Raw genomic sequence first — 21,023 nt, forward strand, 5'->3', positions numbered from 1 at the left:
GATGGAACGCGTGCTGATTAACGATACCACCCTGCGCGACGGCGAGCAGAGCCCCGGCGTCGCCTTTCGCACCAGCGAAAAGGTCGCCATTGCCGAGGCGCTTTACGCCGCAGGAATAACGGCGATGGAGGTCGGCACCCCGGCGATGGGCGACGAGGAGATCGCGCGGATCCAGCTGGTGCGTCGCCAGTTGCCCGACGCAACCCTGATGACCTGGTGTCGGATGAACGCGATGGAAATCCGCCAGAGCGCCGATCTGGGCATCGACTGGGTGGATATCTCGATTCCGGCTTCGGATAAGCTGCGGCAGTACAAACTGCGCGAGCCGCTGGCGGTGCTGCTGGAGCGGCTGGCGATGTTTATCCATCTTGCGCATAGCCTCGGCCTGAAGGTATGCATCGGCTGCGAGGACGCCTCGCGGGCCAGCGGCCAGACCCTGCGCGCTATCGCCGGGGTCGCGCAGCAATGCGCCGCCGCCCGCCTGCGCTATGCCGATACGGTCGGCCTGCTCGACCCTTTTACCACCGCGGCGCAAATCTCGGCCCTGCGCGAAGTCTGGTCCGGCGAGATCGAAATGCATGCCCATAACGATCTGGGCATGGCGACCGCCAATACGCTGGCGGCGGTAAGCGCCGGGGCCACCAGCGTGAATACGACGGTACTCGGTCTCGGCGAGCGGGCGGGCAACGCGGCGCTGGAAACCGTCGCGCTGGGCCTTGAACGCTGTCTGGGCGTGGAGACCGGCGTGCATTTTTCGGCGCTGCCCGCGCTCTGTCAGAGGGTCGCGGAAGCCGCCCAGCGCGCCATCGATCCGCAGCAGCCGCTGGTCGGCGAGCTGGTGTTTACCCATGAGTCAGGTGTCCACGTGGCAGCGCTGCTGCGCGACAGCGAGAGCTACCAGTCCATCGCCCCTTCCCTGATGGGCCGCAGCTACCGGCTGGTGCTGGGCAAACACTCAGGGCGTCAGGCGGTCAACGGCGTTTTTGACCAGATGGGCTATCACCTCAACGCCGCGCAGATTAACCAGCTGCTGCCCGCCATCCGCCGCTTCGCCGAGAACTGGAAGCGCAACCCGAAAGATTACGAGCTGGTGGCTATCTACGATGAGCTGTGCGGTGAATCCGCCCTGCGGGCGAGGGGGTAATGATGGAGTGGTTTTATCAAATTCCCGGCGTGGACGAACTTCGCTCCGCCGAATCTTTTTTTCAGTTTTTCGCCGTCCCCTATCAGCCCGAGTTGCTTGGCCGCTGCAGCCTGCCGGTGCTGGCAACGTTTCATCGCAAACTCCGCGCGGAGGTGCCGCTGCAAAACCGGCTCGAGGATAACGACCGCGCGCCCTGGCTACTGGCGCGAAGACTGCTCGCGGAGAGCTATCAGCAACAGTTTCAGGAGAGCGGAACATGAGACCAAAATTTACCTTTAGCGAAGAGGTCCGCGTCGTACGCGCGATTCGTAACGACGGCACCGTGGCGGGCTTCGCGCCCGGCGCGCTGCTGGTCAGGCGCGGCAGCACCGGCTTTGTCCGCGACTGGGGCGTTTTTTTGCAGGATCAGATTATCTACCAGATCCACTTTCCGGAAACCGATCGGATCATCGGCTGCCGCGAACAGGAGCTGATCCCCATCACCCAGCCGTGGCTGGCAGGAAACTTGCAATACGGGGATAGCGTGACCTGCCAGATGGCGCTCGCGGTCAACGGTGATGTGGTCGTGAGCGCCGGCCAGCGGGGACGCATTGAGGCTACCGATCGGGGAGAGCTCGGCGATAGCTACACCGTCGATTTTAGCGGCCGCTGGTTCAGAGTCCCGGCGCAGGCCATCGCCCTTGCAGAGGAGAGAGAAGAATGACCCCATGGCAACGTTTTGCCCGGCAGCGGCTGGCGCGCAGCCGCTGGAATCGCGATCCGGCGGCCCTGGATCCGGCCGATACGCCGGCTTTTGAACAGGCCTGGCAACGCCAGTGCCATATGGAGCAAGCGATCGTCGCGCGGGTCCCTGAAGGCGATGTTCCGGAGGCGTTGCTGGAGAATATCGCCGCCTCCCTTACCATCTGGCTCGACGAGGGGGATTTTACTCAGCCCGAACGCGCTGCCATCGTGCGCCATCACGCCCGGCTGGAACTCGCCTTCGCCGATATTGCCCGCCAGGCGCCGCAGCCGGATCTCTCCACGGTACAGGCGTGGTATCTGCGCCACCAGACGCAGTTTATGCGCCCGGAACAGCGTCTGACCCGCCACCTGCTGCTGACGGTCGATGGCGACCGCGAAGCCGTGCACCAGCGGATCCTCGGTCTGTACCGGCAAATCAACGCCTCGCGGGACGCTTTCGCTCCGCTGGCCCACCGCCATTCCCACTGCCCAAGCGCCCTGGAAGAGGGTCGTTTAGGCTGGATTAGCCGCGGCCTGCTCTATCCGCAGCTCGAGACCGCGCTGTTTTCACTGGCGGAAAACGCGCTAAGCCTTCCCATCGCCAGCGAGCTGGGGTGGCATCTTTTATGGTGCGAAGCGATTCGCCCCGCCGCGCCCATGGAGCCGCAGCAGGCGCTGGAGAGCGCGCGCGATTATCTTTGGCAGCAGAGCCAGCAGCGCCATCAGCGCCAGTGGCTGGAACAGATGATCTCCCGTCAGCCGGGACTGTGCGGGTAGCCTCAGCGGCTACCCGTTAACGCCTACAGCACGGTGCGTTTAATATCCTCAAGCCAGTTCGCCAGACGCGCTTCGGTCTGGTCGAACTGGTTATCCTGATCCAGCACCAGCCCAACAAAACGGTCGCCTTCCAGCGCCGAGGACGCGCTGAATTCATAACCCTCATTTGGCCAGCTGCCAATCATCTGCGCTCCCCGCGCGCTCAGGGCGTCGAACAGCGGGCGCATCCCGCTGACGAAGTTGTCCGGATAGCCTCTCTGATCGCCGAGGCCGAACAGCGCCACGGTTTTTCCTTTCAGGCTGGCGTCGTCGAGGCCGCTGATAAATTCGCTCCATGATTCGCTTTCGCATCCGGCCTCCAGCCCCGGCAGCTGGCCGTCGCCGAGCGTCGGCGTGCCCAGCAGCAGCACCGGATAGGCCATAAAGTCGTCCAGCGTCGTGCGGTTAATGTTGACCGGGGCATCCGCCAGCTCGCCCAGCTGCTTGTGGATCATTTTCGCGATTTTGCGAGTTTTACCGGTATCGGTGCCAAAGAAAATACCAATGTTCGCCATGTTGCGCTCCTGTCAGAAAAGGGGGTTGAAAACACGCGTTCTCGCAGGGGTATTGCGAAGGCTGTGCCAGGTTTCTTTGCACTACCGCGGCCCATCCTTGCCCCAAAACGATCGCTTTAGCCCCCTCCCGCCGCACGCAGCGGGGCTGGCGGGGCGCTTGAAATGCAAAAAGCGCCTGCTTTTCCCCTACCGGATCAATGTTTCTGCTTATTACGCCGATAAGGGCGCACGGTTTGCATGGTTATCACCGTTCGGAAAACACCGCGGCGTCCCTGTCACGGTGTCGGACAAATTGTCATAACTGCGACACAGGAGTTTGCGATGACCCTGAATATGATGCTCGATAACGCCGTACCCGAGGCGATTGCCGGTGCGCTGACTCAACAACATCCGGGGCTGTTTTTTACAATGGTCGAACAGGCTTCGGTAGCGATTTCCCTCACCGATGCCCGGGCGAATATCATCTACGCCAACCCGGCGTTTTGCCGCCAGACTGGATACTCGCTGGCGCAATTGCTCAATCAAAATCCGCGTCTGCTGGCCAGCAGCCAGACGCCGCGCGAGATTTACCAGGAGATGTGGCAAACCCTGCTCCAGCGCCAGCCGTGGCGCGGTCAGCTGATTAATCAGCGCCGCGACGGCGGCCTGTATCTGGTGGATATCGATATCACGCCGGTGCTGAATCCGCAGGGCGAGCTGGAGCATTATCTGGCGATGCAGCGGGATATTAGCGTCAGCTATACCCTGGAACAGCGGCTGCGCAATCATATGACGCTAATGGAAGCGGTGCTCAATAACATCCCCGCCGCCGTGGTCGTGGTGGATGAGCAGGATCGGGTGGTGATGGATAATCTCGCCTACAAAACGTTCTGCGCGGACTGCGGTGGGAAAGAGCTGCTGGTCGAGCTCCAGGTTTCACCGCGCAAAATGGGGCCCGGCGCGGAGCAAATCCTGCCGGTGGTGGTTCGCGGCGCGGTCCGCTGGCTGTCGGTGACCTGCTGGGCGCTGCCCGGCGTGAGTGAAGAAGCCAGCCGCTACTTCGTCGACAGCGCCCCGGCGCGCACGCTGGTGGTGATCGCCGACTGCACCCAGCAGCGCCAGCAGCAGGAACAGGGCCGGCTCGACCGTCTGAAACAGCAGATGACCGCCGGTAAGCTGTTGGCCGCGATTCGCGAGTCGCTGGACGCGGCGCTGATTCAGCTTAATTGCCCAATCAACATGCTGGCGGCGGCCCGCCGGCTGAACGGCGAAGGCAGCGGCAACGTGGCGCTGGATGCGGCGTGGCGCGAAGGTGAAGAGGCCATGGCGCGTCTGCAGCGCTGCCGTCCTTCGCTTGAGCTGGAAAGCAATGCCGTCTGGCCGCTTCAGCCCTTTTTTGACGACCTGTACGCCCTTTACCGCACCCGCTTTGACGATCGCGCGCGGCTGCAGGTGGACATGGCATCGCCGCATCTGGTCGGCTTCGGCCAGCGTACCCAGCTGCTGGCCTGCTTGAGTTTATGGCTCGACCGGACGCTGGCCCTCGCCGCCGAGCTGCCCTCCGTACCGCTGGAGATCGAACTTTACGCCGAAGAGGACGAGGGTTGGCTCTCTTTTTATCTCAACGACAATGTCCCGCTGCTGCAGGTGCGCTACGCCCACTCCCCGGATGCCTTAAACTCTCCCGGCAAAGGGATGGAGCTGCGGCTGATCCAAACGCTGGTCGCCTACCACAGCGGCGCGATCGAACTGGCTTCGCGACCCCAGGGAGGCACCAGCCTGGTTCTGCGTTTCCCGCTCTTTAATACCCTGACCGGAGGTGAGCAATGATCCATAAATCCGATTCGGACACCACCGTCAGACGTTTCGATCTCTCCCAGCAGTTTACCGCCATGCAGCGGATAAGCGTGGTGCTGAGCCGCGCCACCGAAGCGAGCAAAACCCTGCAGGAGGTCCTGAGCGTGCTACATAACGATGCGTTTATGCAGCACGGGATGATTTGCCTGTACGACAGCCAGCAGGAGATCCTGAGCATCGAAGCGCTGCAGCAAACGGAAAACCAGACGCTGCCCGGCAGTACGCAAATTCGCTACCGGCCGGGGGAAGGATTAGTCGGTACCGTACTGGCGCAGGGCCAGTCGCTGGTGCTGCCGCGCGTCGCCGACGACCAGCGTTTTCTCGATCGGCTGAGCCTGTACGACTATGATCTGCCGTTTATCGCCGTTCCGCTGATGGGCCCCCACTCCCGGCCCATCGGCGTACTGGCGGCGCAGCCGATGGCGCGTCAGGAAGAGCGGCTGCCCGCCTGCACGCGCTTTCTCGAAACCGTCGCCAATCTGATCGCCCAGACGATTCGCCTGATGATCCTGCCGACCTCCGCCGCGCAGCCGCCGCAGCAGAGCCCCAGAGTAGAGCGCCCGCGGGCGTGTACCTCTTCGCGCGGTTTCGGCCTGGAGAATATGGTCGGTAAAAGCCCGGCGATGCGGCAAATTATGGATATTATTCGTCAGGTTTCCCGCTGGGATACCACGGTGCTGGTACGCGGCGAGAGCGGCACCGGGAAAGAGCTCATCGCCAACGCCATCCACCATAATTCTCCGCGCGCCGCCGCGGCGTTCGTCAAATTTAACTGCGCGGCGCTGCCGGACAACCTGCTGGAGAGCGAGCTGTTTGGTCATGAGAAAGGCGCATTTACCGGCGCGGTGCGCCAGCGGAAAGGCCGCTTTGAGCTGGCGGACGGCGGCACCTTATTCCTCGATGAGATCGGCGAAAGCAGCGCCTCGTTTCAGGCTAAGCTGCTGCGTATTCTGCAAGAGGGGGAGATGGAGCGCGTCGGCGGCGACGAAACCCTGCGCGTCAACGTGCGCATTATTGCGGCGACCAACCGCCATCTGGAAGAGGAAGTGCGGCTGGGTCATTTTCGCGAGGATCTATACTACCGCCTGAACGTAATGCCTATCGCGCTGCCGCCGCTGCGCGAACGCCAGGAGGATATCGCCGAGCTGGCGCACTTTCTGGTGCGAAAAATCGCCCACAGCCAGGGGCGAACGCTGCGCATCAGCGATGGGGCGATTCGCCTGCTGATGGAGTACAGCTGGCCGGGGAACGTGCGCGAACTGGAAAACTGTCTCGAACGTTCGGCGGTGCTGTCGGAAAGCGGCCTGATTGACCGGGACGTGATTCTGTTCAACCATCGCGATAACCCGCCGAAAGCGCTCGCCAGCAGCGGTCCGGCGGAGGACGGCTGGCTTGATAACAGCCTCGACGAGCGCCAGCGGCTGATTGCCGCCCTGGAAAAAGCGGGCTGGGTGCAGGCCAAAGCGGCGCGGCTGCTCGGCATGACCCCGCGCCAGGTGGCGTATCGCATTCAGATTATGGATATCACCATGCCGCGACTGTGAAGCCTTATGTGAGATTCAGGACATTGTCGCCAGCGCGGCGGAATTGCGACAATTCAGGGACGCGGGTTGCCGGTTAAAGAGTCTATTTTTCATGCGGTTGCGAAATTGACCTCTGGTACAGCATTTGCAGCAGGAAGGTATCGCCCAACCACGAAGGTACGACCATGACTTCCTGCTCCTCTTTTTCTGGCGGCAAAGCCTGCCGCCCGGCGGATGACAGCGCATTGACGCCGCTTGTGGCCGATAAAGCTGCCGCGCACCCCTGCTACTCTCGCAATGGGCATCACCGTTTCGCGCGGATGCATCTGCCCGTTGCGCCTGCCTGCAATTTGCAGTGCAACTACTGTAACCGCAAATTCGATTGCAGCAACGAGTCCCGCCCCGGGGTATCGTCAACGCTGCTGACGCCTGAACAGGCGGTCGTGAAAGTGCGTCAGGTCGCGCAGGCGATCCCGCAGCTTTCGGTGGTGGGCATCGCCGGGCCCGGCGATCCGCTCGCCAATATCGCCCGCACCTTTCGTACCCTGGAGCTGATCCGCGAACAGCTGCCGGACCTGAAATTATGCCTGTCGACCAACGGACTGATGCTGCCTGACGCGGTGGACCGCCTGCTGGATGTCGGCGTTGACCACGTCACGGTCACCATTAACACCCTCGACGCGGAGATTGCCGCGCAAATCTACGCCTGGCTATGGCTGGACGGCGAACGGTACAGCGGGCGCGAAGCGGGAGAGATCCTGATTGCCCGTCAGCTTGAGGGCGTACACAGGCTGACCGCCAAAGGCGTGCTGGTGAAAATAAATTCAGTGCTGATCCCCGGCATCAACGATAGCGGCATGGCCGACGTGAGCCGCGCGCTGCGGGCCAGCGGCGCGTTTATCCATAATATTATGCCGCTGATCGCCAGGCCGGAGCACGGCACGGTATTTGGCCTCAACGGCCAGCCGGAGCCGGACGCCGAGATGCTCGCCGCCACCCGCAGCCGGTGCGGCGAAGTGATGCCGCAGATGACCCACTGCCACCAGTGTCGCGCCGACGCCATCGGGATGCTCGGCGAAGACCGCAGCCAGCAGTTTACCCAGTTGCCGGCGCCAGAGAGCCTCCCGGCCTGGCTGCCGATCCTCCACCAGCGCGCGCAGCTGCACGCCAGCATTGCGACCCGCGGCGAATCTGAAGCCGATGACGCCTGCCTGGTCGCCGTGGCGTCAAGCCGCGGGGACGTCATTGATTGTCACTTTGGCCACGCCGACCGGTTCTACATTTACAGCCTCTCGGCCGCCGGCATGGTGCTGGTCAACGAGCGCTTTACGCCCAAATATTGTCAGGGGCGCGATGACTGCGAGCCGCAGGATAACGAAGCCCGGTTTGCGGCGATCCTCGAACTGCTGGCGGACGTTAAAGCCGTATTCTGCGTACGTATCGGCCATACGCCGTGGCAACAGCTGGAACAGGAAGGCATTGAACCGTGCATTGACGGCGCGTGGCGGCCGGTCTCCGAAGTGCTGCCCGCGTGGTGGCAACAGCGTCGGGGGAGCTGGCCTGCCGCGTTACCGCATAAGGGGGTCGCCTGATGCCGCCGCTCGACTGGTTGAGGCGCTTATGGCTGCTGTATCACGCGGGTCAAGGCAGCTTTCCTCTGCGCATGGGTCTTAGCCCGCGCGACTGGCAGGCGCTGCGCCGGCGGTTGGGCGAGGCTGAAACGCCGCTCGACGGCGAGACGCTCACCCGCCGCCGCCTGATGGCGGAGCTCAACGCCACCCGCGAAGAGGAGCGCCAGCAGTTGGGCGCGTGGCTGGCGGGCTGGATGCAGCAGGATGCCGGGCCGATGGCGCAGATTATCGCCGAGGTTTCGCTGGCGTTTAACCATCTCTGGCAGGATCTTGGTCTGGCGTCGCGCGCCGAATTACGCCTGCTGATGAGCGACTGCTTTCCGCAGCTGGTGGTGATGAACGAACACAATATGCGCTGGAAAAAGTTCTTTTATCGTCAGCGCTGTTTGCTGCAGCAGGGAGAAGTTATCTGCCGTTCGCCAAGCTGCGACGAGTGCTGGGAACGCAGCGCCTGTTTTGAGTAACCGTTTCCCGAAGGGAGACTGCAAACAAAACAGCCGGAGGTTTCCCTCCGGCTTTTCACATCATCAAACGTGATTACGCGACGTCTTCGTACTGCGGTACCGGGTTGCGGAAGCTTTTGGTCACGCAGGCCAGGTAGACCAGACCAATACCGCCCCAGATCAGGCCGAGAACCATGGAGCTCTCTTCGAGGTTGATCCACAGTGCGCCGACGGTCAGCGCGCCGCACACCGGCAGAATCAGATAGTTGAAGTGGTCTTTCAGCGTTTTGTTGCGCTTTTCACGGATCCAGAACTGGGAGATCACCGACAGGTTAACGAAGGTGAACGCCACCAGCGCGCCGAAGTTAATCAACGCTGTCGCCGTGACGAGGTCGAATTTAATCGCCAGCAGCGCAATCGCGCCAACCAGCAGCACGTTCCACGCCGGAGTACGCCATTTCGGATGCACGTAGCCGAAGAAACGCGTCGGGAACACGCCGTCGCGGCCCATCACGTACATCAGACGGGAAACGCCCGCATGCGCGGCCATACCGGATGCCAGCACGGTAACGCTGGAGAAAATCAGCACGCCCCACTGGAAGGTTTTGCCCGCTACGTACAGCATGATTTCAGGCTGCGAAGCGTCCGGATCTTTAAAGCGCGAGATGTCCGGGAAGTACAGTTGCAGGAAGTAGGAAGCGCCGATAAAGATCAGGCCGCCAATCAGCGCGGTCAGGAAGATAGCCTTCGGGATCACGCGCTCCGCGTCTTTGGTCTCTTCAGACAGCGAAGAGATGCCGTCAAAGCCGAGGAACGAGAAGCACAGGATGGTCGCGCCGGTAATCATCGGCACCACGTGCGCGCCTTCAGACCAGAACGGACGGGTGCTGGTCAGCGTGCCCGCGCCTTCGCCGTGCATAACGCCGTAGATAATCAGGCCAACAATCACCGCCACGATACCCATCTGCAGGATAACGATCAGGGTATTGAAGTTCGCCACGGTCTTGATGCTGCGCAGGTTGGAGATGGTCATAAAGGCCACCAGCGCGACAACGAAGATCCACGAAGGAATAGAAGGCACCAGCGCTTCAAAGTAAATTTTGGCCAGCAGAATGTTGATCATCGGCATGAACAGGTAGTCCAGCAGCGATGACCAGCCCACCATAAAGCCAACGGCCGGGCTAATGGATTTCTGTGCGTAGGTATAAGCGGAACCCGCCGACGGGAAACGGCGAACCAGTTTACCGTAGCTCAGCGCCGTGAAAAGAATGGCGATCAGCGCGAAGGCGTAAGCCGTCGCAACGTGACCATCAGTCAATCCAGAGACGATACCAAACGTATCGAACAGCGTCATCGGCTGCATATAGGCCAGGCCCATCATGACAACCGGAATTAACGTAAGCGTTTTACGTAATTCCACGCGAGAGGTTTTTGGAGTAGCGTTATGCGACATAGTTATCCCCTTTTACGGTGAACGCCAGCGCGTAAGCAAAAAATTGCCCCATTTCTTTGTATTCCTCAGCGACAACCACTGTCGGTTTTTAGTAAATATCTATCCGGTACGAAGCCCGGCCTCTTGGTATTGAATGATGTGTCTTTCAACCAAAAAAATAACCGACACTTTAAAAAAGCGTCGGCCAGTTTCTGATTTTCAGGACGCGTATTTTGCAACAACTGCTGGCCCGATGACAAGATGTTACAAGGCTTAATAATCCCGGTGATTCTCTAACAGATTAATATTCATACGATTTTAGTATTATAGACCTGATGGATAGCACTATTTGCTAATATCTCCTTTCGCCACCACTCTCCCGCCTGCCCGCAAACGTCTTCATTCCAGCCTATCCATGCGCGATTGACCGGTTCGGGGACCGTCGTTTTTATTATGAGTAGCTCGCCGCGGGCGATTAATGCCTGCACCTGAAATAGCGGTAAATAACTCCAGCCCAGTCCGGCGCACAGAAGCATCAGCTGGGCGGGAAGATCGAATACCGTCAGGCTCTCCTGGCCGTCGGCCTGCGGCCACGCGCCGTCGGTGGTAATCGCCCGATGGCGGCGCAGCATCCGCCATCCCAGCGGACCGGCAATCTGCGCAAGCGGATGCTGGGGCGCAACAACAAACGCCTTCGCCACCTCTCCCAGCAGAACAGAGGCACAGCCGCTGAGCGCCGGCGGGTCGCCCAGTACGCCCAGCAGAAGATCCGCCCGCCCTTCCATCAGCATCTGCCAGTTTGCGCCTGGGGTATCGCGGCGGAATTCAAGGCGGGTGGCGTGATGCTGGCGATAAAACGCCGCGATCGACGGGGCCAGCAGCGGGAACGGAAAGGTGGCGTCGACGTTGAGTATCAACGTATTTTCCCAGCCCTGATGCAGCCTGACGGCCTGCTTTTCCAGTTCGCGGGCGGTGTGCAGCACGTCGCGCCCCTTTTCCAGCAGCATCTGCCCGGTACGGGTAAAGCGCGCCCGGTGACCGCTGCGGTCGAGAAGTTGAATATTGAGATCGCTTTCCAACTTATGAATGGTATAGCTCAGCGCCGAGGGCGTTTTATAGAGCTTCGCCGAGGCGGCGGCAAAGCTGCCCTCTTTATCGAGGGCATCAAGGATGACGAGCACATCCAGCAGTGGTTTCATCGCTCCCCCTTACGGTACGCGATTCACCGCTGGCGCATTACTCCATCGGCATCACCAGCGGATCGGGGTACTGATACTCAAACCCCAGTTCGTTGCAAATACGGCTGCCATCCACGATCTTGCCGCTACCGTTCTCCGGGTTATCAGAGAATACGGGGACGGGAAGCCCAAGCTCGCGGGCCATCTGCGGATAAAAGACGCCGCGCGCGGGATGCTTAGGCGCACATATATTATAGATGCGCCCGCCTTTCGGAGCCTGCAATAACAGTTCGATCGCGGCGATCACATCCTGGAGATGCACCAGGTTGACGCCGTGCTGGCCGTCCGGCGCGGATTTCCCGGCAAAGAAGCGCCCCGGATGACGGGACGGCCCCACCAGCCCGGCGAGGCGCAGAATGTCCACCGAGGTGCCTGGAAGGTTATGCAGCCAGTCCTCCAGCTCTTTCAGCACCCGTCCGCTGGCGGTTTGCGGATTAAGGGGGGAGTTCTCTTTCAACGTGCCGCTGGCGTTGCCGTAAACCGACGTTGAGCTGGTGAATATGATGCGCGGCACGTGATGCGCCAGCGCAGTATCAACGATTTCCTGTACCGCCTGAAGGTAAAACTCCTCTCCGGGACCGGTCCGCCGAGCCGGTAAAGTAATCACCAGCGCGTCGACGTTCATTAAGGCATCCAGATCCTCGGTGTCGCAGACCAGCTGCGGCTCAAGTCGCAGCGGATAGCTGTCGATGCCGCACATCCGCGCCGCCTCCACGCCATCCTGCGTGGTCTTACTGCCGGTCACCTGCCATCCCCGCGACATCAACGACAGCGCAAGCGGCATACCCAGCCATCCTAAACCTACAATCGCGACCTTTTTCATCCCCTTGCTCCTGACTTTTCGCTGTGCTGACTTAAGGCTACGCCAGCTGGCGGCAACTGACAATTTCTTCGGTCAATATGAAATGAATTAATGATAGAAAAAAGCCCTTGCTTTATGCGAGTAAAGTGGTTTAGGTTAAAAGGCATCAAATGCATAGTCATTCACAGAGAATTTTATGAACAGCGTTCAATTTAAAAACCACCATCATCACCATCATCCTGACTAGTCTTTCAGGCGATGTGTGCTGGAAGACGTTTGGATCTTCCAGTGGTGCATGAACGCAAAGAGAGCCCCCGGAAGATTCGCTTCCGGGGGCTTTTTTTTGGACCGAATTCGGACAGATTCAGACAGGGTTACAGAGGAAAATAAGAATGTTAGACAACAGCCGTTTACGCATAGCTATTCAGAAATCAGGGCGTTTAAGCGAAGATTCACGCGAATTACTCAGCCGCTGCGGCATCAAAGTGAATCTCCACACCCAGCGCCTGATCGCGCTGGCGGAAAATATGCCCATCGATATTCTGCGCGTGCGTGATGACGATATTCCGGGCCTTATCATGGACGGCGTGGTCGATTTGGGGATTATCGGCGAAAACGTGCTGGAGGAAGAGCTGCTGAGCCGCCGCGCTCAGGGCGAAGACCCGCGCTACTTCACCCTGCGTCGTCTCGACTTCGGCGGCTGCCGCCTGTCGCTGGCGACCCCGGCGGATGAACCCTGGGACGGCCCGGCGGCACTGGACGGCAAACGCATCGCCACCTCCTACCCGCATCTGCTGAAGCGCTACCTTGACCAGAAAGGCATCTCGTTCAAATCCTGCCTGCTGAACGGCTCGGTTGAAGTGGCCCCGCGCGCCGGTCTGGCCGACGCGATTTGCGACCTGGTCTCAACCGGGGCGACTCTGGAAGCGAACGGCCTGCGCGAAGTGGAAGTAATGTTCCGCTCCAAAGCCTGCCTGATCCAGCGCGACGGCGAGATGGCCGATAGCAAACAGCAGCTGATCGACCGCCTGCTGACCCGTATTCAGGGGGTGATTCAGGCCCGCGAATCAAAATACATCATGATGCACGCGCCGACCGAACGCCTGGAAGAAGTGATCGCCCTGCTGCCCGGCGCCGAGCGCCCGACCATTCTGCCGCTGGCCGGCGACAAGCAGCGCGTGGCAATGCACATGGTGAGCAGCGAAACCCTGTTCTGGGAAACCATGGAAAAACTGAAAGCGCTGGGCGCCAGCTCCATTCTGGTCCTGCCGATTGAGAAGATGATGGAGTAATCCGGCGGGTCGGTCACGGGATAAACAGGGGAATCAACCATGAGCTTCAACACAATTATCGACTGGAACGGCTGTAGCGCTGAACAACAGCAACAACTCTTAATGCGCCCGGCCATTTCCGCCTCCGAGAGCATCAGCAAGACGGTGTCGGAGATCCTCAATAACGTCAAAGACAATGGCGATGCGGCTCTGCGTGAATATAGCGCGAAGTTCGACAAAACCGACGTCAAGGCGTTGAAGGTCAGCGACGAAGAGATTGCCGCCGCCGGCGCGCGCCTGAGCGACGAGCTCAAGCAGGCGATGGCCGTAGCGGTCAAAAATATCGAAACCTTCCACAACGCGCAGCAGCTGCAGGCCGTGGATGTTGAAACCCTGCCGGGCGTGCGCTGCCAGCAGGTGACCCGCCCTATCGCCTCCGTCGGCTTATATATTCCCGGCGGCTCGGCGCCGCTGTTCTCAACGGTGCTGATGCTCGCAACACCAGCACGCATCGCCGGCTGCCAGCAGGTGGTGCTGTGCTCGCCGCCGCCGATTGCTGATGAAATCCTCTATGCCGCCCAGCTGTGCGGCGTGCGCAATATCTTTAACGTCGGCGGCGCGCAGGCGATTGCCGCCCTGGCGTTCGGCACCGAATCGGTGGCGAAGGTCGATAAAATCTTTGGCCCGGGCAACGCCTTCGTGACCGAAGCCAAGCGCCAGGTGAGCCAGCGTCTTGACGGTGCGGCTATCGATATGCCCGCCGGACCGTCGGAAGTGCTGGTGATCGCCGACAGCGGCGCCACCCCGGATTTCGTCGCGTCCGACCTGCTTTCCCAGGCCGAGCACGGCCCGGATTCGCAGGTGATCCTGCTGACGCCGGATAGCGATATGGCCACCCGCGTCGCGCAAGCCGTTGAGCGCCAGCTGGCCGAGCTGTCCCGGGCGGAAACCGCCCGCGGGGCGCTCTCCGCCAGCCGCATCATCGTGGCGCGCGATATCGCCCAGTGCGTGGCGATTTCCAACCAGTACGGCCCGGAGCACCTGATTATTCAGACCCGTAACGCCCGCGAGCTGGTAGACGGTATCACCAGCGCCGGTTCGGTATTCCTCGGCGACTGGTCGCCGGAATCCGCTGGCGATTACGCCTCCGGCACCAACCACGTGCTGCCGACTTACGGCTACACCGCGACCTGCTCCAGCCTCGGTCTGGCGGATTTCCAGAAACGTATGACCGTGCAGGAGCTGTCGCGTGACGGGTTTGCCGCCCTCGCATCAACGATTGAAATTCTGGCCGCCGCCGAGCGCCTGGACGCCCACAAAAACGCCGTTACGCTGCGCGTCGCAGCCCTTAAGGAGCAAGCATGAGCATTGAAGATTTAGCCCGCGCCAACGTCCGCGCGCTGACGCCGTATCAATCAGCTCGCCGTCTGGGGGGTAAAGGCGACGTCTGGCTGAACGCCAACGAATTCCCTACCGCGGTAGAGTTCCAGCTGACCGAGCAGACGATGAACCGTTACCCGGAACCGCAGCCGAAAGCGGTCATTGAACGCTACGCACAGTATGCGGGCGTCAAGCCGGAGCAGGTGCTGGTCAGTCGCGGCGCCGACGAAGGCATTGAACTGCTGATCCGCGCGTTCTGCGAGCCGGGCCAGGACGCGGTGCTCTATTGCCCACCGACCTACGGCATGTACAGCGTCAGCGCCGAAACTATCGGCGTGACCTGCCGTACGGTGCCGACGCTCGCCGACTGGCAGTTAGATCTGCCGGGTATCGCGGCCAATCTCGACGGCGTGAAAGTGGTTTTCGTCTGCAGCCCGAATAACCCGACCGGGCAGATTATCAACCCGAAAGATTTTCGCACCCTGCTGGAGATGACGCGCGGTAAAGCCATCGTGGTCGCGGATGAAGCCTATATCGAATTCTGCCCGCAGGCCACGCTGGCGGCCTGGCTGAACGAGTATCCGCACCTGGTGATTCTGCGTACCCTCTCCAAGGCCTTCGCCCTGGCCGGACTGCGCTGCGGTTTTACCCTCGCCAACGCCGAGGTGATTAACGTGCTGATGAAGGTTATCGCGCCTTATCCGCTCTCCACGCCGGTGGCCGATATCGCCGCCCAGGCGCTCAGCGCGGAAGGCCTTGCCGCCATGCGGGCGCGCGTGGCGCAGATCCTCGCCGAACGCGATTATCTGGTGAGCCAGCTGCGCGGCATCGCCTGCGTTGAAGAGGTGTTCGACTCCGAGAGCAACTACGTTCTGGCGCGGATCACCGCCTCCAGCGCGGTGTTTAAATCTTTGTGGGATCAGGGCATTATCTTACGTGACCAGAATAAACAACCTTCATTAAGCGGCTGTTTGCGTATCACTATCGGTACCCATGCAGAGAGCCAGCGCGTCATTGACGCTTTGACTGCGGAGAATGTATGACCCAGAAGTTTCTCTTTATTGACCGTGACGGTACGCTGATTTCCGAGCCACCGGTTGATTTTCAGGTAGATCGCTTCGATAAGCTGGCCTTTGAGCCGCAGGTGATCCCGGCCCTGCTCAAGCTGCAGCAGGAAGGGTACAAGCTGGTGATGATCACCAACCAGGATGGGTTGGGAACCGCCAGCCTGCCGCAGGACGAGTTCGACGGCCCGCACAACCTGATGATGCAAATATTCGCCTCCCAGGGCGTCAACTTTGACGAAGTGCTGATTTGCCCGCATCTCCCGGCGGATAACTGCGACTGCCGCAAGCCGAAAACCAGGCTGGTGCTGCCGTGGCTGGAACAAGGGGTGATGGACACCGCCCACAGCTACGTGATTGGCGACCGTGCGACCGACATTCAGCTGGCGGATAACATGGGCATTACCGGCCTGCGCTATGACCGCGAAAAGCTGGACTGGCCTACCATTTGCGAACAGCTAACCCGCCGCGACCGCTACGCCCACGTTGAGCGCATCACCAAAGAGACCCAGGTGGATGTGAAAGTGTGGCTGGACCGCGAAGGCGGCAGCAAAATCTCCACCGGCGTCGGCTTCTTCGATCATATGCTGGACCAAATCGCTACCCACGGCGGCTTCCGCCTGGAGGTTAACGTTGGCGGCGATCTGTATATCGACGATCACCACACCGTGGAAGATACCGGGCTGGCGCTCGGCGAAGCGCTGAAGCTGGCGCTCGGCGATAAGCGCGGCATTGGCCGTTTCGGCTTTGTGCTGCCGATGGACGAATGTCTGGCCCGCTGCGCGCTGGATATCTCCGGCCGCCCGCACCTCGAATATAAAGCCGACTTTACCTATCAACGCGTTGGCGATCTGAGCACCGAAATGGTGGAACACTTCTTCCGCTCGCTCTCCTATACCATGGCGGTCACTCTGCACCTGAAAACCAAGGGCAAAAACGACCACCACCGCGTAGAGAGCCTGTTTAAGGCCTTCGGCCGCACGCTACGCCAGGCGATTCGCGTCCAGGGCGACACGCTGCCGTCTTCGAAAGGGGTACTCTGATGAACGTGGTGATCCTCGATACCGGCTGCGCCAACCTCAATTCGGTGAAATCCGCAGTGAGCCGCCACGGCTATGAGCCGCAGGTCAGCCGCGACCCGGATGTGGTGCTGCGCGCCGATAAGCTGTTTCTGCCGGGGGTGGGGACGGCGCAGGCGGCGATGGACCAGCTGCGCGAGCGCGAGTTAATCGAACTGATTAAAGCCTGTACCCAGCCGGTGCTGGGCATTTGCCTCGGCATGCAGCTGCTGGGAAAACGCAGCGAAGAGAACAACGGCGTCGACCTGCTGGGCATTATCGAGCAGGACGTGCCGAAAATGACCGACCACGGTCTGCCGCTGCCGCATATGGGCTGGAACCAGGTGTATGCCAAAGCGGGCGATCGTCTGTTTCGCGGCATTGAAGACGGGGCGTATTTTTACTTCGTCCACAGCTACGCGATGCCGGTCAACGTCAATACCATCGCCCAGTGCAGCTACGGCGAGGCCTTCACCGCGGCGGTGCAGAAAGATAACTTTTTTGGCGTCCAGTTCCACCCTGAACGCTCCGGTAGCGCCGGGGCGCAGCTGCTGAAAAACTTCCTGGAGATGTGATGATCATTCCTGCTTTAGATTTAATTGACGGTACGGTCGTCCGTCTCCATCAGGGCGATTACGGCCAGCAGCGCGACTACGGCAACGACCCGCTGCCGCGCCTGCAATCCTATGCCGCCCAAGGGGCCGAAGTGCTGCACTTGGTCGACCTGACCGGGGCGAAAGATCCGGCTAAGCGTCAAATCCCGCTGCTAAAAACCCTGGTTGCCGGCGTCAATGTGCCGGTGCAGGTTGGCGGCGGCGTGCGGACGGAAGAAGACGTGGCCGCCCTGCTTGAAGCGGGCGTGGCGCGCGTGGTGGTGGGTTCGACGGCGGTGAAGTCGCCGGAAGTGGTGAAAGGCTGGTTTACACGTTTTGGCCCGCAGCATCTGGTACTGGCGCTTGACGTACGGATCGACGCGGAAGGCCGCAAGCAGGTGGCGGTCAGCGGCTGGCAGGAGAACTCCGGCGTAACCCTGGAAGAACTGGTGGAGAGCTATCAGTCCGTCGGCCTGCAGCACGTGCTGTGTACCGATATTTCCCGCGACGGGACGCTGGCTGGGTCTAACGTCTCACTTTATGAAGAAGTCTGCGCCCGCTATCCGCAGGTCGCGTTTCAGTCCTCCGGCGGCATTGGCGATCTGCATGATATCGCCGCGCTGCGCGGAATCGGAGTGCGCGGGGTAATTGTCGGCCGGGCGCTGCTGGAAGGTAAATTCAACGTAACGGAGGCCATTCAATGCTGGCAAAACGGATAATCCCCTGTCTTGACGTTCGCGACGGCCAGGTAGTGAAAGGCGTGCAGTTCCGTAATCACGAAATCATCGGCGATATCGTCCCGCTGGCTAAACGCTATGCCGACGAAGGCGCGGATGAGCTGGTGTTCTACGATATCACCGCCTCCAGCGACGGCCGCGTGGTGGATAAAAGCTGGGTGTCGCGGGTCGCGGAAGTGATCGACATTCCATTCTGCGTCGCCGGCGGTATTAAGTCGCTGGACGATGCGGCGCAAATCCTCTCCTTCGGCGCGGATAAAATCTCCATCAACTCCCCTGCCCTGGCGGATCCCACGCTGATTACCCGCCTGGCCGATCGGTTCGGCGTGCAGTGTATTGTGGTGGGCATTGATACCTGGTTTGACGCCGCGAGCGGCAAGTATCACGTCAACCAGTATACCGGCGATGAAAGTCGGACGCGGGTGACGCAGTGGGAAACCCTGGACTGGGTGCAGGAAGTGCAAAAGCGTGGGGCCGGCGAGATCGTCCTCAATATGATGAATCAGGATGGCGTGCGTAACGGCTACGATCTGGAGCAGTTACGCAAGGTGCGCGCCGTGTGCCGCGTGCCGCTGATTGCATCCGGCGGCGCGGGCACCATGGAACACTTCCTGGAAGCCTTCCGCGACGCTAACGTCGACGGCGCGCTGGCCGCCTCGGTGTTCCACAAGCAAATTATCAACATTGGTGAACTGAAAACGTACCTGGCAGCACAGGGCGTGGAGATTAGGGTATGTTAAGTGAACAGCTGGATTGGCAAAAAACCGACGGTCTGATGCCGGTCATCGTGCAGCACGCCGTTTCTGGTGAAGTGCTGATGCTGGGCTATATGAATCAGGATGCGCTGGCGAAAACCGAAGAAACCGGCAAAATGACCTTTTATTCGCGGACCAAACAGCGTCTGTGGACCAAGGGGGAAACGTCAGGCAATTTCCTTAACGTGGTGAGCATCACCCCGGATTGCGATAACGATACCCTGCTGGCGCTGGTCAATCCGATTGGCCCAACCTGCCATAAAGGCACCTCAAGCTGTTTTGGCGAAACCGGCCACCAGTGGCTGTTCTTATATCAGCTGGAGCAGCTGCTGGCGGAACGTAAGCACGCCGACCCGGAGAGTTCGTATACCGCGAAGCTTTACGCCAGCGGAACCAAGCGTATTGCGCAGAAGGTGGGAGAAGAAGGCGTGGAGACCGCGCTGGCCGCAACGGTGCATGACCAGTTCGAGCTGAAGAATGAGGCGTCGGATTTGATGTATCACCTGCTGGTGCTGCTGCAGGATCAGGGGCTGAATTTGACGGATGTGGTGGAAAACCTGCGGAGCAGGCATAAGTAAGTCATCAAAGGGAGGCGGCATAACGCCTCCCTTGCAATATAACCCTCGCCAGCGCGCTGGTTGATATCACCTGTTTATCGTCGTCATGACTTTTTTCGTGCGGTTATCGCTTTGACTATCCTAAATGGTTTCGTCATTTTCCATGACAAAGATGAAACCAAATCGGTATAGCGCTGAGTCAGCTCCTGGTACGCATTTTCGATGCTGAGCAATTTCTGTTGTTGAGTTTGATACTCGCCCTCTATACGCGTATTCCGCTGTTCGAGCTCGTGGATAATCGTGGTTTTATCGTTAACCTGCGTCTTCAGGACATCAATTTCACTTCGCTGAGATACAGTCGACTGTTTAAGCGAAGTGATTTCTTCCTGCAGCGTTGAATTCAACATATGTGCATGTTCAAGCTCGCGCAACACTCTGTCTTTCAGAGAAAAAATATATTCTTCCGCTGACTGATTAACGATCCGGCCATGCGCAGCTTTGATAAAGTCATCATAAAAGTCATCACGATCGATTTCTAAAGATAAGATGAACGACTTCACATCGTTGAAGAGCAGGTTAAAGGAAGGGCCCGAGATCGTATTTAAGTTCCACTCCAGAAAAACAACGGCGTAATTATTAAAATCCCGACTTCTGGACGCCAGTAAATCATGCGCTTTCATAAACGAACGTAGCGAAGTCAATGCCTCCAGCGCGCAGTGCCATGAGGTTGCCCTGGTGGAAGAAAGCGACTTCGCGCGGTTGATCGTATGAGAGATTAAGATCTCATCCACCAGCGAGATGCGGTTTGCCAACAGCATGAAACTACTCACAAAGTACAGGTCGTTTGTAGTTCTCAGCGGTTGAAACTCCAGACCCAATGCAAGAATAGCTTCGCGTCTGAAGAGCTTATCCCACGGCCACCATATAAAGGCCCGGAAAAAATCGTCAGTAATTTCCTGTGAAGAGAAGACCTCTTTTTCAGGTAGTAAATCCTCACGCGCGGACATAGGCATGGGAGAATGAGTATTGGTTTGCAGATCGATTGACTGGCATCGGCAGATAACAACATCCGTTTGCAGGGCCGTAGCCCGGTCGGACATTCTCTTTAACATCTCTTTATCGGCATAATCATCATCATCGAGGAAAATGATGTATTCGCCGGTCGCTATACGTAAGCCGATATTTCGCGATTCCCCCCCGCCGACGTTGCTGGGGTTGGTTATAATCCGGACTCGTGAGTCCTCATCGGCTATTGTAGCGACAATGCCCAGAGTATTATCGGTTGAATTATCGTTAACAATGATAATCTCAATGTCTTTTAAAGACTGGGCTAATACCGTATTAAGCGTTTCGGAAATATACTCCGCGGCATTATGAACGGGGATGATAACGGAAACAACAACGTTACTTGATTCATCAGACATTCAATCACCTTCAAAATAAGAGGCACGCAATCATTAAACGTAAATAATGCGTTTGCAGAGCAGTTACATTGAATAAATGTA

Annotated in this window: 23 protein-coding genes and 1 other annotated feature; of the genes, 17 read left to right on the forward strand and 6 right to left on the reverse strand. The window is 59.4% G+C overall.

The annotated features are described in order from the left end of the window. Nucleotide 1: 1 nt before the first annotated feature. From nifV to nifM, 4 genes are read left to right on the forward strand one after another with little or no spacing between them, the layout of a single operon-like run. Nucleotides 2–1,144 (forward strand): homocitrate synthase, encoded by a 1,143-nt coding sequence (gene nifV / locus IYV58_RS17860; RefSeq protein WP_004122405.1) that lies wholly within the window; start codon nucleotides 2–4, stop codon nucleotides 1,142–1,144. Then, the gene (locus tag IYV58_RS17865; RefSeq protein WP_004122407.1) at nucleotides 1,144–1,404 is read left to right on the forward strand and encodes a nitrogenase-stabilizing/protective protein NifW; all 261 of its coding nucleotides are present in this window, start codon (nucleotides 1,144–1,146) and stop codon (nucleotides 1,402–1,404) included. Before nifV ends, IYV58_RS17865 begins: the two co-directional genes overlap by 1 nt. Further along, nucleotides 1,401–1,847, forward strand: a complete 447-nt coding sequence (locus IYV58_RS17870; protein WP_087828818.1) for a nitrogen fixation protein NifZ — start codon at nucleotides 1,401–1,403, stop codon at nucleotides 1,845–1,847. The genes IYV58_RS17865 and IYV58_RS17870 overlap by 4 nt, the downstream gene beginning before the upstream one ends. Continuing rightward, the gene (gene nifM, locus IYV58_RS17875; protein WP_142445016.1) at nucleotides 1,844–2,644 is read left to right on the forward strand and encodes a nitrogen fixation protein NifM; all 801 of its coding nucleotides are present in this window, start codon (nucleotides 1,844–1,846) and stop codon (nucleotides 2,642–2,644) included. Before IYV58_RS17870 ends, nifM begins: the two co-directional genes overlap by 4 nt. Before the next feature lie 23 nt (nucleotides 2,645–2,667). Here the strand turns inward: nifM and IYV58_RS17880 are convergent, their stop codons facing one another. Continuing rightward, complete coding sequence (locus IYV58_RS17880; RefSeq protein WP_112167177.1) at nucleotides 2,668–3,198, reverse strand: flavodoxin; 531 nt, start codon at nucleotides 3,196–3,198, stop codon at nucleotides 2,668–2,670. A 321-nt stretch (nucleotides 3,199–3,519) separates the two neighbouring features. Here IYV58_RS17880 and nifL point away from each other — a divergent pair, with 321 nt between their 5' ends. The 4 genes from nifL to IYV58_RS17900 all read left to right on the forward strand — a co-directional run bounded on the left by nifL (nucleotide 3,520) and on the right by IYV58_RS17900 (nucleotide 8,652). Continuing rightward, nucleotides 3,520–5,007, forward strand: coding sequence for a nitrogen fixation negative regulator NifL (gene nifL, locus IYV58_RS17885; protein ID WP_123829122.1), 1,488 nt, complete (start codon nucleotides 3,520–3,522; stop codon nucleotides 5,005–5,007). Further along, nucleotides 5,004–6,578 (forward strand): nif-specific transcriptional activator NifA, encoded by a 1,575-nt coding sequence (gene nifA, locus IYV58_RS17890; protein WP_004122422.1) that lies wholly within the window; start codon nucleotides 5,004–5,006, stop codon nucleotides 6,576–6,578. The genes nifL and nifA overlap by 4 nt, the downstream gene beginning before the upstream one ends. Nucleotides 6,579–6,742: 164 nt before the next feature. Next, nucleotides 6,743–8,149 carry a nitrogenase cofactor biosynthesis protein NifB gene (gene nifB, locus IYV58_RS17895; protein WP_195729176.1) on the forward strand — a complete coding sequence of 469 codons (1,407 nt, stop codon included), beginning with the start codon at nucleotides 6,743–6,745 and terminating at the stop codon, nucleotides 8,147–8,149. Continuing rightward, nucleotides 8,149–8,652, forward strand: coding sequence for a nitrogen fixation protein NifQ (locus tag IYV58_RS17900; protein WP_004122425.1), 504 nt, complete (start codon nucleotides 8,149–8,151; stop codon nucleotides 8,650–8,652). Before nifB ends, IYV58_RS17900 begins: the two co-directional genes overlap by 1 nt. A gap of 73 nt (nucleotides 8,653–8,725) precedes the next feature. Here the strand turns inward: IYV58_RS17900 and IYV58_RS17905 are convergent, their stop codons facing one another. The 4 genes from IYV58_RS17905 to IYV58_RS17920 all read right to left on the reverse strand — a co-directional run bounded on the left by IYV58_RS17905 (nucleotide 8,726) and on the right by IYV58_RS17920 (nucleotide 12,124). After that, nucleotides 8,726–10,084: an APC family permease gene (locus IYV58_RS17905; protein ID WP_004122426.1), complete on the reverse strand. Its 1,359-nt coding sequence runs from the start codon at nucleotides 10,082–10,084 to the stop codon at nucleotides 8,726–8,728. After that, nucleotides 10,074–10,136 carry a membrane protein YoeI gene (gene yoeI / locus IYV58_RS28610; protein ID WP_096335043.1) on the reverse strand — a complete coding sequence of 21 codons (63 nt, stop codon included), beginning with the start codon at nucleotides 10,134–10,136 and terminating at the stop codon, nucleotides 10,074–10,076. The genes IYV58_RS17905 and yoeI overlap by 11 nt, the downstream gene beginning before the upstream one ends. Nucleotides 10,137–10,371: 235 nt before the next feature. Then, nucleotides 10,372–11,262, reverse strand: a complete 891-nt coding sequence (locus IYV58_RS17915; protein WP_195729177.1) for a LysR family transcriptional regulator — start codon at nucleotides 11,260–11,262, stop codon at nucleotides 10,372–10,374. Between the two features lie 37 nt (nucleotides 11,263–11,299). Further along, complete coding sequence (locus IYV58_RS17920; RefSeq protein ID WP_004122430.1) at nucleotides 11,300–12,124, reverse strand: SDR family oxidoreductase; 825 nt, start codon at nucleotides 12,122–12,124, stop codon at nucleotides 11,300–11,302. A gap of 175 nt (nucleotides 12,125–12,299) precedes the next feature. Between IYV58_RS17920 and hisL the strand changes: the two genes are divergently transcribed. The 9 genes from hisL (at nucleotide 12,300) to hisIE (ending at nucleotide 19,539) form a co-directional block, all read left to right on the forward strand. Further along, nucleotides 12,300–12,350 carry a his operon leader peptide gene (hisL, locus tag IYV58_RS17925; protein WP_009654477.1) on the forward strand — a complete coding sequence of 17 codons (51 nt, stop codon included), beginning with the start codon at nucleotides 12,300–12,302 and terminating at the stop codon, nucleotides 12,348–12,350. Next, nucleotides 12,326–12,448 (forward strand) — a sequence feature (His leader region). It overlaps the preceding gene by 25 nt. A gap of 47 nt (nucleotides 12,449–12,495) precedes the next feature. Then, nucleotides 12,496–13,395, forward strand: a complete 900-nt coding sequence (gene hisG / locus IYV58_RS17930; RefSeq protein WP_004122431.1) for an ATP phosphoribosyltransferase — start codon at nucleotides 12,496–12,498, stop codon at nucleotides 13,393–13,395. A 39-nt stretch (nucleotides 13,396–13,434) separates the two neighbouring features. Beyond that, nucleotides 13,435–14,739 (forward strand): histidinol dehydrogenase, encoded by a 1,305-nt coding sequence (gene hisD / locus IYV58_RS17935; protein WP_142473990.1) that lies wholly within the window; start codon nucleotides 13,435–13,437, stop codon nucleotides 14,737–14,739. Beyond that, nucleotides 14,736–15,797 (forward strand): histidinol-phosphate transaminase, encoded by a 1,062-nt coding sequence (hisC, locus tag IYV58_RS17940; protein WP_195729178.1) that lies wholly within the window; start codon nucleotides 14,736–14,738, stop codon nucleotides 15,795–15,797. The genes hisD and hisC overlap by 4 nt, the downstream gene beginning before the upstream one ends. Further along, nucleotides 15,794–16,861, forward strand: a complete 1,068-nt coding sequence (gene hisB, locus IYV58_RS17945; protein WP_004122437.1) for a bifunctional histidinol-phosphatase/imidazoleglycerol-phosphate dehydratase HisB — start codon at nucleotides 15,794–15,796, stop codon at nucleotides 16,859–16,861. Before hisC ends, hisB begins: the two co-directional genes overlap by 4 nt. Beyond that, on the forward strand, nucleotides 16,861–17,451 hold the full coding sequence (hisH, locus tag IYV58_RS17950; protein WP_004122439.1) for an imidazole glycerol phosphate synthase subunit HisH: 591 nt from the start codon (nucleotides 16,861–16,863) through the stop codon (nucleotides 17,449–17,451). Before hisB ends, hisH begins: the two co-directional genes overlap by 1 nt. Continuing rightward, entirely contained in the window at nucleotides 17,451–18,188 is a 738-nt protein-coding gene (hisA, locus tag IYV58_RS17955; protein ID WP_139529180.1) for a 1-(5-phosphoribosyl)-5-[(5-phosphoribosylamino)methylideneamino]imidazole-4-carboxamide isomerase, read from the forward strand. Before hisH ends, hisA begins: the two co-directional genes overlap by 1 nt. After that, entirely contained in the window at nucleotides 18,170–18,946 is a 777-nt protein-coding gene (hisF, locus tag IYV58_RS17960) for an imidazole glycerol phosphate synthase subunit HisF (protein WP_142446877.1), read from the forward strand. Before hisA ends, hisF begins: the two co-directional genes overlap by 19 nt. After that, nucleotides 18,940–19,539 (forward strand): bifunctional phosphoribosyl-AMP cyclohydrolase/phosphoribosyl-ATP diphosphatase HisIE, encoded by a 600-nt coding sequence (hisIE, locus tag IYV58_RS17965; RefSeq protein WP_195729179.1) that lies wholly within the window; start codon nucleotides 18,940–18,942, stop codon nucleotides 19,537–19,539. Before hisF ends, hisIE begins: the two co-directional genes overlap by 7 nt. A gap of 83 nt (nucleotides 19,540–19,622) precedes the next feature. Here hisIE and IYV58_RS17970 read toward each other — a convergent pair whose 3' ends face one another. Next, nucleotides 19,623–20,942: a glycosyltransferase family 2 protein gene (locus IYV58_RS17970; RefSeq protein WP_142446878.1), complete on the reverse strand. Its 1,320-nt coding sequence runs from the start codon at nucleotides 20,940–20,942 to the stop codon at nucleotides 19,623–19,625. Nucleotides 20,943–21,023 lie beyond the last annotated feature (81 nt).

This window comes from Klebsiella sp. BDA134-6, assembly GCF_015601345.1.
Classification (GTDB): Bacteria; Pseudomonadota; Gammaproteobacteria; order Enterobacterales; family Enterobacteriaceae; genus Klebsiella; species Klebsiella grimontii.